Annotated in this window: 11 protein-coding genes; 6 read left to right on the top strand and 5 right to left on the bottom strand. The window is 34.7% G+C overall.

Annotated elements, in window-relative coordinates; translation table 11 throughout:
* The first annotated feature begins 176 nt into the window (after positions 1–176).
* Positions 177–830: a YceI family protein gene (locus tag OLM56_RS11805; protein WP_264527099.1), complete on the top strand. Its 654-nt coding sequence runs from the start codon at positions 177–179 to the stop codon at positions 828–830.
* Between the two features lie 95 nt (positions 831–925).
* Here the strand turns inward: OLM56_RS11805 and OLM56_RS11800 are convergent, their stop codons facing one another.
* A complete protein-coding gene (locus OLM56_RS11800; protein ID WP_264527098.1) occupies positions 926–2095 on the bottom strand; it encodes a proline dehydrogenase family protein in 1170 nt (389 codons plus the stop codon).
* 173 nt (positions 2096–2268) lie between these two features.
* On the opposite strand from OLM56_RS11800, the gene aroB reads away from it, so the two are divergent.
* The 5 genes from aroB to OLM56_RS11775 all read left to right on the top strand — a co-directional run bounded on the left by aroB (position 2269) and on the right by OLM56_RS11775 (position 7056).
* Positions 2269–3336 carry a 3-dehydroquinate synthase gene (gene aroB / locus OLM56_RS11795; protein WP_264527097.1) on the top strand — a complete coding sequence of 356 codons (1068 nt, stop codon included), beginning with the start codon at positions 2269–2271 and terminating at the stop codon, positions 3334–3336.
* Positions 3337–3629: 293 nt separating this feature from the next.
* Positions 3630–5030, top strand: coding sequence for an arginine decarboxylase (locus OLM56_RS11790; protein WP_121376978.1), 1401 nt, complete (start codon positions 3630–3632; stop codon positions 5028–5030).
* Positions 5031–5159: 129 nt separating this feature from the next.
* Positions 5160–6131 carry a deoxyhypusine synthase family protein gene (locus tag OLM56_RS11785; protein ID WP_182494495.1) on the top strand — a complete coding sequence of 324 codons (972 nt, stop codon included), beginning with the start codon at positions 5160–5162 and terminating at the stop codon, positions 6129–6131.
* 9 nt (positions 6132–6140) lie between these two features.
* Entirely contained in the window at positions 6141–6539 is a 399-nt protein-coding gene (locus OLM56_RS11780) for a DNA primase (RefSeq protein ID WP_264527096.1), read from the top strand.
* A 199-nt stretch (positions 6540–6738) separates the two neighbouring features.
* On the top strand, positions 6739–7056 hold the full coding sequence (locus tag OLM56_RS11775) for a hypothetical protein (RefSeq protein ID WP_264527095.1): 318 nt from the start codon (positions 6739–6741) through the stop codon (positions 7054–7056).
* Here OLM56_RS11775 and OLM56_RS11770 read toward each other — a convergent pair.
* The 4 genes from OLM56_RS11770 to OLM56_RS11755 all read right to left on the bottom strand — a co-directional run bounded on the left by OLM56_RS11770 (position 7051) and on the right by OLM56_RS11755 (position 11950).
* Positions 7051–7566 (bottom strand): DinB family protein, encoded by a 516-nt coding sequence (locus tag OLM56_RS11770; RefSeq protein ID WP_264527094.1) that lies wholly within the window; start codon positions 7564–7566, stop codon positions 7051–7053. The genes OLM56_RS11775 and OLM56_RS11770 overlap by 6 nt on opposite strands.
* Before the next feature lie 14 nt (positions 7567–7580).
* Positions 7581–10160 carry a phosphoenolpyruvate carboxylase gene (locus OLM56_RS11765; RefSeq protein WP_264527093.1) on the bottom strand — a complete coding sequence of 860 codons (2580 nt, stop codon included), beginning with the start codon at positions 10158–10160 and terminating at the stop codon, positions 7581–7583.
* 79 nt (positions 10161–10239) lie between these two features.
* The gene (locus tag OLM56_RS11760; RefSeq protein WP_056067456.1) at positions 10240–10719 is read right to left on the bottom strand and encodes an Lrp/AsnC family transcriptional regulator; all 480 of its coding nucleotides are present in this window, start codon (positions 10717–10719) and stop codon (positions 10240–10242) included.
* A gap of 76 nt (positions 10720–10795) precedes the next feature.
* Positions 10796–11950, bottom strand: coding sequence for a M14 metallopeptidase family protein (locus tag OLM56_RS11755; RefSeq protein ID WP_264527092.1), 1155 nt, complete (start codon positions 11948–11950; stop codon positions 10796–10798).
* Between the last annotated feature and the right edge of the window lie 253 nt (positions 11951–12203).

The following is a 12203-nucleotide window of genomic DNA, read 5'->3' as shown; positions in this document are numbered from 1 at the left end:
TTCAGATCCTTCAAGCCGAAAAATTTCAAAGTAGTTTCGCACTATGAAGGAAAGACCGTCACAAGTTTTAAAGATGCAGCCGGTAAGCAATAATGAGTATAACTTCTTTTAAAATCATTTAATCAATTATTATTAATCAATAAATTTCTTATTATTAATCAATAAATTTCTGTAGTATGAACAACAAGACATCAATCAATTACTTAATTTTAATTATCACTCCTTTGCTCTTCGGTTGCCATGGAACTGTAAAAGAGGAAAATAAAAACAATGCTTTGGCAAGTTCCATATCCCTAGACGTTGGGAATGAAGAATATTTCACAATAGATTCAAAGGAAAGTGTTGTAACATGGAAAGGTGGAACGCTAAATGGTTTAAATACTCACACAGGGTATATTTCTATATCAAAAGGAAAATTGATAATTGAAAACGGCCAACTTATAGGTGGCACAGCTGAAATCGACATGAATACGATTGAAGACGAAGCCCATAAGAGTGATGATGGGCTTATTAAGCACTTAAAAGATCCTGATTTTTTCGATGTTGAAAAATTCCCCTTTTCTACAATTGTACTTAGCAAAGCCATACCAATAAATGGTGAGAATAAAAGAGTTACTGGAAACTTGACCATTAAAAATATTACACACCCAGTTAGTTTTCCAGCCAAAATCGAAGTTAAGGATAGTATTGTCAAAATGAATGGCAAATTGGTCATTGATCGAACAGCATGGGATATTCGCTATAAATCGAGAAAATTCTATGATCTTTTAGCTGATCAAACTATATCGGATTCCATCGAATTCAATATAAATATCATAGCAAAAAAATAAACAGCTGTAAGTTTAGGCACGTCTAATCTTTGCTAAATAAAACAACAAAGCCGGCTTTTAAGAAACCGGCTTTGTTTTGTAATCTAAAAGAAAGTTTATTTCCCTTTCCTCCTGTCTCTTTCAGTTTTAATAAGATTTAGCTCTCTGCTGGTCTGTCCTGCAACGGAAGTATTTTCTTCAGCCCTACGAATCAAATACGGCATCACGTCCCTTACGGGACCAAATGGCAAATATTTGGCAACGTTGTAGCCATTAGACGCTAGATTATAGCTGATATTATCGCTCATCCCGTACAATTGTCCGAACCAAACTCTGTGATCGCCTTTTTCAATTCCGTTTTCATCCATAAGCTTCATTAGCTTATAGGAGCTTTCCTCATTATGAGTACCCGCAAAAATTGACATTTTCTCTAAATGTTCCACCATATACATCACTGCATCGTCATAGTTGATATCGGTAGCTTCTTTCGAAATACAAATCGGAGAAATATAGCCTTTTTCTTCAGCGCGTTTGTTTTCTTTTTCCATATAGGCACCTCGAACCAGCTTCATTCCAATATAAAAATTTTCGATTTTTGCTATTTCGTGAATCTTTTTCAAATAATCCAATCGATCCCAACGATACATCTGTAACGTATTAAATACGATTGCTTTTTCCTTATTATACTTACGCATCATTTCCAGTACCAAATCATCTGCCGCGTCTTGCATCCAGCTTTCTTCACCGTCAATCAGCAAAGCCACGTCTTTCGCATGTGCTGTTTTGCACACTAAATCAAATCGTTCAACTACACGCTTCCACTCTGCCGCTTCTTCTACAGAAAAAGTTTTTCCTTCTCCTAGCTTTTCATACAATTCAAACCTTCCAAAGCCAGTCGGCTTAAAAACAGCAAAAGGAATAGCAAGTCTTTCTTTTGCGAATTCGATGGTTTTTAGGGTCATTTCCAATGCCTGGTCAAATTGTTCCTCTTCTTCTTTTCCTTCAACAGAATAATCTAAAACAGACGAAACGCCTTTCGTAAACATTTTATCTACGACCGATAAGCAATCTTCTTCATTTACGCCTCCGCAAAAATGATCAAAAACTGTAGCCCTAATCAGACCTTCCACTGGTAAATGTGCCTTTAAGGCAAAATTCGTAACTGCCGTACCAATTCGTACCAAAGGTTCCGATGCAATCATTTTAAAAAGAAAATAAGCCCTATCAAGTTCAGTATCACTCTTTAGCGCAAAAGCAACTTGTGTATTGTTGAAAATCTTTTCCATTCGTTTGTTTAATAATGCTGCAAATATAAATAGAGCTAGGTGATTTTTTCTTAAAAATTGCCTTATTTTGCCTTTTAAAAGTTAGAAATAAACAATTTGCCATAACTATTAATATGACTGGGTATTCCTCATACGAATATTGTTTAATTTTTATGGCACGAAAAAATACCTTGATGAAATCAATCCAAGCTAACGGCTATCCGATACATTTTAATGAAAACGCCTACGAAGCATTAAACAAGCATCTTGCAGAAAATAAATACTCTGCCATTTTTATTTTTGCCGATAGCGATACCAATGAGCACTGCCTTCCTCTATTTCTTCCTAATCTTGAAACGGACTTAAATATTGAGATTGTCGAATTTGAACCAGGCGAAAGCAATAAGAATATAGAAACTTGCATCGAGCTTTGGAATGTGTTGACAGAACTAGGCGCCGACAGAAAAAGCCTTATAATTAATGTAGGTGGCGGTGTCGTGACCGATATGGGAGGTTTTGTGGCTTCGACATTTAAAAGAGGAATCGATTTTATCAATATCCCTACCACATTATTAGCAATGGTCGATGCTTCCGTTGGAGGAAAGAATGGCATTGATTTGGGAAATCTTAAAAACCAGATTGGCGTTATAAATGTACCGCAAATGGTTTTGATCGATACGCATTATTTAGCCACGCTTCCTCAAAACGAAATGCGTTCAGGACTAGCCGAAATGCTAAAACACGGACTGATTTTTGATAAAAGATATTGGTCTTTATTTTTAGATTTAAACAACTTAAATACAGATGATTTAGATACTTTAATTTATCAGTCAGTTGAAATAAAAAATACAATTGTAATGCAAGATCCTAAAGAAAATGGTATCCGAAAATCGCTAAATTTCGGACATACTTTAGGGCACGCAATCGAAGGTTATTTCCTTGAAAGCGAAAGTAAAACCACGTTACTCCACGGCGAAGCGATTGCAGCAGGAATGATACTTGAAAGCTATATCTCATTAAAAAGAAATCTAATTTCTGAAGAAGAATACGAAGAAATAAAGACAGGGATTGATGCAATTTTTGAACGCATCGTTTTTGAAGAAAAAGACCTGCAACCCATACTGGAATTACTTGTTCATGACAAGAAAAATGAATATGGAACAATCCAATTTGCACTTCTTGATGGAATCGGAAATATAAAAACAGGACAAATCATTGACAATGAATTGATTGTAGATTCATTTCTGGAATACAATTCTTAATATATTTTTAATAAAAATCGTTGCATATCAGTTATAATATTTTTTACATTTGCCCCAATGAAAAAAAGTCAAAACGCGATTCCTTTTTCCGCCTGCAGTAGCGAAAACAAAGCAGCTTTTCAGTATTTCCTGAAAGGTTCTTTTGGCATAAAAAGCATCTTAAATTTTGATATTTTTCAATACTCCAATACATACCAGGAAAAGTTGCCAATCATTTATGCAAATATTAGGGTTTGAACTTTAGATTAAAAAATTATTTTTTCTTATTTTTAATCTAAAATCCTGACAAATAAATGAATACAAAATATTTTGATTTAATCAACCAAACTTATTATTTCCCTCAAGACGAGTTCAAACTAAATAAAGACAACCTTTTATTCCACAACATCGACCTGATGAAAATTGTTGAGCAATACGGAACGCCTTTAAAATTCACATATCTTCCTCAAATTTCCAACAATATCAACCGAGCAAAAGGTTGGTTCAGAAAAGCGATGGAAAAAAACAAATACGAAGGAAAATATTACTATTGCTATTGTACTAAAAGTTCTCATTTTGAATTTGTGATGAATGAGGCTTTTAAAAACAACATCCATATCGAAACTTCATCGGCTTTTGACATCAATATTGTCGAAAACTTATTGGAAAATGGCAAGATCAATAAGAGTACTTATGTAATCTGTAATGGTTTCAAAAGAGACCAATACATTACTAATATTGCGCGACTAATCAATAATGGCCATAAGAATGCTATTCCGATTATCGATAATTATGAAGAATTGGATCTTCTTCAAGCTGAAATAAAAGGAAAATTCAAAATTGGAATCAGGATTGCTGCGGAAGAAGAACCTAAATTTGAGTTTTATACTTCAAGATTAGGAATAGGTTATAAAAACATCGTAAACTTTTACAAAAAGCAGATTCAGGAAAATAAAAATCTGGAGCTTAAGATGCTTCACTTCTTTATCAATACTGGTATTAATGATAATGCCTATTATTGGAATGAGCTTGTAAAATGTATCAAAGTATATATCGCTCTTAAGAAAGAATGCCCTACTCTTGACGGTCTTAATATCGGAGGAGGATTCCCAATAAAAAATTCTCTAGCTTTTGAGTACGATTACCAATACATGATTGACGAAATTATCAATCAGATTAAAATTGCTTGTGACGAGGCGGAAGTTGACGTTCCAAACATTTTTACCGAATTTGGTTCGTTTACAGTTGGCGAAAGCGGCGGGGCAATCTATCAGGTGTTATACCAAAAACAGCAAAACGATAGAGAGAAATGGAACATGATTGATTCGTCTTTCATCACCACGCTTCCTGATACTTGGGCTATAAACAAGCGTTTTATCATGCTGGCTGTAAACCGTTGGAACGACCAATATGAAAGAGTCCTTTTAGGAGGAATGACATGCGATAGCGATGATTATTACAACTCTGAGCAGAACATGAACGCGATTTATCTTCCAAAATACAATAAAGAAAAGCCTTTGTATATTGGATTTTTCAATACAGGAGCTTACCAAGAAACAATTGGAGGTTATGGAGGATTACATCACTGCTTGATTCCACAGCCAAAACACATTTTGATTGATCGTGATGAAAATGGAATTTTGGCGACCGAAGTTTTTTCTGAGCAACAAAGTTCAGAAGATGTTCTAAAAATATTAGGATACGCCAAAAAATAATTTATTTTTGAAAAATAATTCGGGACTATTTTGTCTCGTATCAAAACCATCCGATTAACCACTTTTCAAAAATCCAAATTTTGAATCGATTCGGAGCAAACATTGAAAAAGAAACTAACAAAAAACAAAATGAGTAAAGGACCAATCAGTCAGTTTATTGAAAAGTACTACCTGCATTTCAATTCTGCAACTGTAGTTGATGCAGCAAAAGCTTACGAGCAACAATTACAGAACGGTGCAAAAATGATGGTAACTCTTGCCGGAGCTATGAGTACAGCTGAAATCGGAAAGATTTTCGCTGAAATGATCAGAAAAGATAAAGTTCAGATTATTTCATGTACAGGAGCTAACCTTGAAGAGGATATCATGAATCTTGTCGCGCATTCTCACTACGAAAGAGTTCCAAATTACCGTGATTTGACGCCACAGCAAGAATGGGATTTATTAGAAAGAGGATTAAACCGTGTTACAGACACTTGCATCCCTGAGCATGAAGCTTTCAGAAGATTGCAAAAACACATTCATAAAATCTGGAAAGATGCTGAAGATGCTGGAGAGCGTTATTTCCCGCATGAATTTATGTACAAGATGTTACTTTCTGGCGTTCTGGAAGAATACTATGAAATTGACTTAAAAGACAGCTGGATGTATGCTGCTGCTGAAAAAAACCTGCCTATCATCGTACCAGGATGGGAAGATAGCACAATGGGTAATATTTTTGCTTCTTATGTAATCAAAGGAGAATTAAAAGCATCTACCATGAAATCAGGAATCGAATACATGACTTTCCTTGCTGATTGGTACACTAAGAACAGTAGCAACGGAGTTGGCTTCTTCCAAATTGGTGGAGGAATTGCCGGTGACTTCCCTATCTGTGTTGTTCCAATGCTTTATCAGGATATGGAAATGCATGATGTTCCTTTCTGGAGCTATTTCTGCCAGATTTCAGATTCAACGACCAGTTATGGTTCGTATTCTGGAGCAGTTCCAAATGAAAAAATTACTTGGGGTAAATTGGATATCAACACTCCAAAATTTGTTATTGAGTCGGATGCTACCATTGTGGCGCCATTAATTTTTGCTTACCTACTAGACTTATAATAAAAATTTATGAAAAGAATTATTGTAGATTATTCTAAACTAACCAACGAAATTCTGACTTTGCTCGTCGAAAAATTTCCTGATGGATATGATGATTCCAACATCATCCGCTTTAGGAATGCCAAAAACGAATTGGTTGAGGCTGTCGAAGTTAGAACAGAAGACACTATCTATCTGGTAAAAGTGAGTACTAAGCTTGCCAGCAGAATTGAAAACTTTGATGAAGATGATGATCTTGAAGATGTAGTAGTACCAATGGACGCTATCAAAGATCTTGATCTAGATGATGATGCTGACGATGACGAAGAGGATGAAAAAGAAGAAAAAATAGAATTAGACGACGAAGACGAAGACGACAGAGATATTTCTGATATCGCTGACGATGAAGATGAAGACGACGAAGACTAATCACTTTCTCGATAAATAGAAAAGGAGCTCCAATGGAGCTCCTTTTCTATTTTAAACCAAATCTTATAAGTTTTAATTTTAACAATTTAAAGAATAAATACATGCAATTTATCGTTTATTTTTATACTTATAGCGATATTTATCTTAAAATAAATAGAATTTTTATATTTTTATAGTCTACCACCAATCTAAACACATCATGCATTTATTTAGAAGCAACGGAAAAGAGAAACATTGCCAGGAATGGTTTGATTTTAAGACTTTAATCGCGCTAAAAATAATCTTCTTATTGTGGGGCCTGGCCATTTTAGGAATCTACTTAAGAATGTTTGAAATCACGCGTGGTTTCAAGCTTGTAATACCTGTAGCTTTCCTCCTATTTGTGATATCGCTATTTTCAAAAAACAAACACGTCAAAGAAAAAGGCATTGTTCTCTTTTTATTTGTATTTATCTTGTTTGCCATCGTACAGATAATCGATATCCTAACAGGAACACGTTATTTCTCCAAGCTATAAATAGCGTTCCATAAATATTCTCTGGTGGTGTTTTTGATGCCCTATAATTATAACTCCTAAAGCACGGACAGATACGTCATATCCGGAAGCTACGCCGATTCTTTTCAAGACATCTTCACTAAAAGTCTTGAATAAAGCTATAGTCGATTGCCTCACGATTGCCAGTTCTGTCAATAAATCCCGAATGCTTCTTTGATTGGCACCTGCTATTGCTGCATACTCATTTTCTTCGAATGAAGCCAACGAAGTCTTATCGTTTCTGGCAATTCTCAAAGCTCTGTAAGCAAAAATCCTTTCTGAATCCATCAGATGTTGGATAATATCTTTTATGGTCCATTTTCCTTCAGCGTAGCTGTAATCATATTTATCTAAAGGAATATTTTGTACAAATTTTATAAATTCGTGTACCGAAATTTCAAGTTCTTCAACTAAATCGGCTTCTTCTACCTTTGAAATATAAGTAGCGTAATAAGGTGCATATTCTGTCTGTAACAGTTGGCTTGTTTTCATAGTTTAATATCTTTTTAAGCGGAATTCCTGCTGGCATTAATATTTCCGAAAAGAGAACGCATTACAATCTTTTCATATATTTTGAGCAGTTCGTCTTGGTTTTCATTACCCAACTCGTTAATCTTTGATAAGGCATATTGCTGGATCGTCAATAGTGGAAGTACGATCTGCTCTCTCATCTGTATAGACGCTTTTCCGTCAGGATAATTTTCCATAAGCGACTCAAAACCAGATATCTTTAAAAGCAGTCTTTTGGTTTCTTCAAATTCGTTAAATATGATTTCCCAAAATTCGCCAAATTCAGCATCTTCTTTCATATAAGCCGTAAGTGGAAAGAAAGATTTTGCTAAAGACATCATACTATTTTCAATCAATGTCTTAAAGAAAAGCGAATGGGCATACAGATCTTCTACCTGCTGCCAGTTGCCATTTTCTTCAAAATGCCTCAGTGCAGAACCTACACCGAAAAAACCTGGAACATTTTGCTTGAGCTGACTCCAAGCTCCAACGAAAGGAATCGCTCTTAGATCATTAAAATCCAGCTGTGCCGATTGGCTTCTTTTTGAAGGACGGCTTCCTATATTTGCCATCGCATAATATTTAAGCGCACTTCTTCTTTCGAGATAAGGAATAAATTTCGGATGATTTTTAAAGTCTGTGTATTCTTTGTAGCTGATCTGCGAAAGTTCTTCCAAAATCTGTTTTTCTTTTTCTGAAAGTTCGTTTTCTCCTTTATAAAAGACTTGATTTGCCGCACCAGCACTCAACAGATTCTCCAAATTATAGCGACACGAATCCAAAGTACCAAAATTAGAACTGATCGTTTGGCCCTGTATGGTAATCTGAATTTCATTATTTTCGATATTCGGTCCAAGTGAGGCATAAAACTTATGCGTCTTACCTCCTCCTCTCGCTGGCGGTCCGCCTCTTCCGTCAAAGAAAACTACTTCAATTCCATATTCTCTTGAAATTGAAGTCAATGCTTCTTTAGCCTTATAAATACTCCAGTTGGCCATTAAATACCCTCCATCTTTTGTTCCGTCAGAAAAGCCTAGCATGATTGTCTGTTTATTGTTCCTGCGTTTTAGATGTGCAGAATACGACTGATTGGTATAAAGAGTCTTCATAACTTGTTCCGCATTTTCTAAATCATCAACTGTTTCAAAGAGTGGTACAATATCTACTGCTGGGTCTTCCCAGTCGCACAATTGAAACAGAGCATAAGCCTCCAAAACATTCAAAGCGCTTTGGTTATTGCTGATAATATAACGATTTGCTCCTAGCTCACCATTCTGTTCTTGTATTTTCTTGATTGCATAGATTGATTCAACTGTTGCTTTTGTTATATCGTCTTCGAACCATTCGGAATCCAACTTTGCTTTTGCTTCTGTGATTATAGCAATTTTTTCTTTTTCAGCTAATGAAGAATAGTTTTCAGGAAAAAGCGACAGTTTACGTTCATTAGTCACTTTGACTATATCCTTAAAAACGGCATCATGGATTTTACTATTTTGGCGGATGTCCAAAGTCGCAAAATAAAAACCGAAAAGATTTACTTTGTTGATGAATTCGTCAAGATCATCCAGATATAACGATTGGTGATTTTCGATTATCCTGTTTCTTACTTCTTGTAATGCCGCTTTCATCTCATCGAGCGTTATATAAAGATCGCCTTCAGAATAAAATACGGAACGGTAAATCTTGTGCTCTAGTTCTGTCCATAGGTTATCAACCTGATGGAAAGTGAGCTTTCTTTTCAAATTTCTGATGTCCTTATAATAGCATTTCAAGATAGATGTCCGTAACCTTTCTGTCACCTGCAAAGTGATGTCGGTCGTCACAAAAGGATTTCCGTCACGATCGCCTCCTGGCCAGAATCCTAAATTTAATATCTGATTTTTTGGTAATTCCCCTTCAAAGATGTTTTTCTGAAAGAAATGCATCATTTTTCCGGCTGTTTCATAAAAGACATTTTCCAAGTACCATGTCAAGCTCACGGCCTCATCAAACGGAGTAGGCTTTTCTTTTTTAATAAAAGGCGTTTTTCCTAATTGAGCCAGCAATTCTTTAATCCTTTTTAGATTATTGCCTTTGATAGCTTCTTCGAGATCTGTAATGATACCCAAAACTGACCCTGGATAAAACTGTGTAGGATGCGCCGTCAGTACCGTACGGATTTTAAATTCTTCAAAAAAAGCTTTTAGTTCCTTGAGATTGTCTTTGGATTCAGCTTTGTCTTTTGTGTTTCTAAGCGAATTTGCGCCATCTAAATTATTGACGGTTGAAAAAGCAGCGTCTTCAATGGCATCAAACAAAACAACTTGCCTTTCTACATATTGAATAAAGCGGAACATCAGATCGATTTTTTCTTTTTCAGAGGCATTATCAAGGTATTTTTCAGAAAAATAGTCGATTATCTGCTGCGGCTTCCATTGCTTTTTGAAGCCGGATTCACAGACCTCGGCAAAAAGCGGCAACAAGATTCCGGTATTGCCAATATTGTCAAACGGAAGGGTAATTAAAATACTATTGTATATCTGATACTTAGCAAGTACGTTTTCTTCAAATCTTTCTAATTTTGGGGATGTATACATTTCAATAATTTTGCCTTAAATTAATAAAAAAACCCTCAAGTTTTCACAAGAGGGTCTTAAAAAATATTTTATCAAAAGATTACATATCCTTGAAGATAGTGTGCATCAGACGTTTTTTATCGTTGATGCTCTCATCAAGAGAAATCATTGTTTCTGTTCTGTAAACACCTTCAATATCATCAATCATAAAGATGACTTCTTTAGCATGTTTTGTATCCATTGCGCGGATTTTACAGAAAATATTAAATTTTCCTGTAGTAACATGAGCTACAGTCACAAAAGGAATTTCGTTGATTCTTTCCAAGACAAACTTAGTTTGTGATGTATTATGAAGAAAAACTCCCACGTATGCAATAAAAGAATATCCTAATTTCTCGTAATTCAACGTCAAAGAAGAGCCCATGATAATACCAGCTTCTTCCATTTTCTTAACTCTCACGTGAACTGTTCCTGCAGAAATTAATAATTTTTTTGCAATATCTGTAAAAGGAACTCTTGTATTGTCAATCAGCATATCTAATATCTGATGATCAACTTCATCTAAACGAAACTTATTCATATAATTTTATGTTTGTATTTGTTTTCAAATTCGACTACAAAAAAATTAATTTTTTTTCAATAAAAAAAGTAAATCGTTAAACATTTGGCAATCCATTAACAATTTTAACTTTTTCTGATAAATAAAAATCAGCTTTTTGACCTAATTTCGGAATATTATCATTCTGATCAGAATATGCAGCACCTTCAGCATCATATTCAAAATGTCCGAAATTGTGATGCAATTCTCCGATTTCAGCAATTACAGCCACGAACTTTATCTCGCCTTTATCTAAAACTTCCGAAAATTGAATTGCAAAATTCGTAATAATTTGTTTATTATCATAGCGAATTTTGATATTTTTATAAATCAAATCATAAAAAATAGGTTTATTTTGAGGAATATTGAAATATTTATTTGTTTCGTTACGAACTATATCGTTTTCGTAAATGAATTTCAATCCTGAAACAAGCGCAATAAAAATAAATTTTCGCGTATTTTCTCGCTGGTAATCTTCTTGATAATGTCCAGCTTCAAACAAAATCGTCGGCGCTCCTAAATAGGTAAAAGTATCACCGACACAATTTAGGTTGAATCCATCATCAAACCGCCCTACTTGGTTTGGAATAAATTCTTGCAAGACAGCATCCATTACAACGATTACCTCCATTGCTTTTTCACGCACACTATTAACGTCTCTTGCTTCATTAAAAGAAGGCGCTAAAAAGGAAACTGTTGCTGGATTATTAGTATCTCCAGCGGCAAATATTGTACGCTGATCGTGGAGATTATAGCAGAAATCGGGCTTAAAATCTTCATAGACCTTCCTTAACAACTGACTTTCGGGCTGTGTCAGTTCTTGAAAGTCTCGATTCAGATCAATTCCATTGGCATTTATTCGGGTATAGCTTGCTGCACCGTCAGGATTAAGCATTGGGATAGCTAAAAGAGTAAAACTTTTCAACAACTCAGCTGCAAAATCTGAATTACTATTCAGCAATTTTAATAAATCAAAAAGCGCCTTTGTAGTTGTGCTTTCATTCCCGTGCATCTGCGACCATAAAAGTATTTTGGTTTTGCCGGTTCCAATTGTATAGGAATAAATTGGATTTCCTAAGACAGATTGTCCAATTATATGTAGGTTATTATTTTTGTTTAGGGCCTTCAGCAACGGCTCTATTTTTTCAAGAGTTATATATCTACCATATAATGATTCTTCCTTACTATCCTTGAAGAGTTTTTCGAAATCCATTGTTGAAAATTTAGATTTACAAAAGTAAACATCTTATTTTTTACAATTGTAAATTGATTTTTTACCGCTGTAGTTTAACTATGTAAACAATTAAGTATGGCTGAATAGTTTACTTTTGTACAAACTTTAACATTCGCTATTTTATCTTACAAATAATAAATTAAATTACATTCATTCAATTACTTATATATGTTTAATTAAAGCTGTATTGTTGCATTTCTATTTCGGTTACAATTGTAAACTACCTCAGAAT

It is taken from the genome of Flavobacterium sp. N2550, assembly GCF_025947265.1.
GTDB lineage: Bacteria > Bacteroidota > Bacteroidia > Flavobacteriales > Flavobacteriaceae > Flavobacterium > Flavobacterium endophyticum.
The sequence above is the reverse complement of the archived record's forward strand: the minus strand, read 5'-3'. Positions and strand labels throughout refer to the sequence as shown.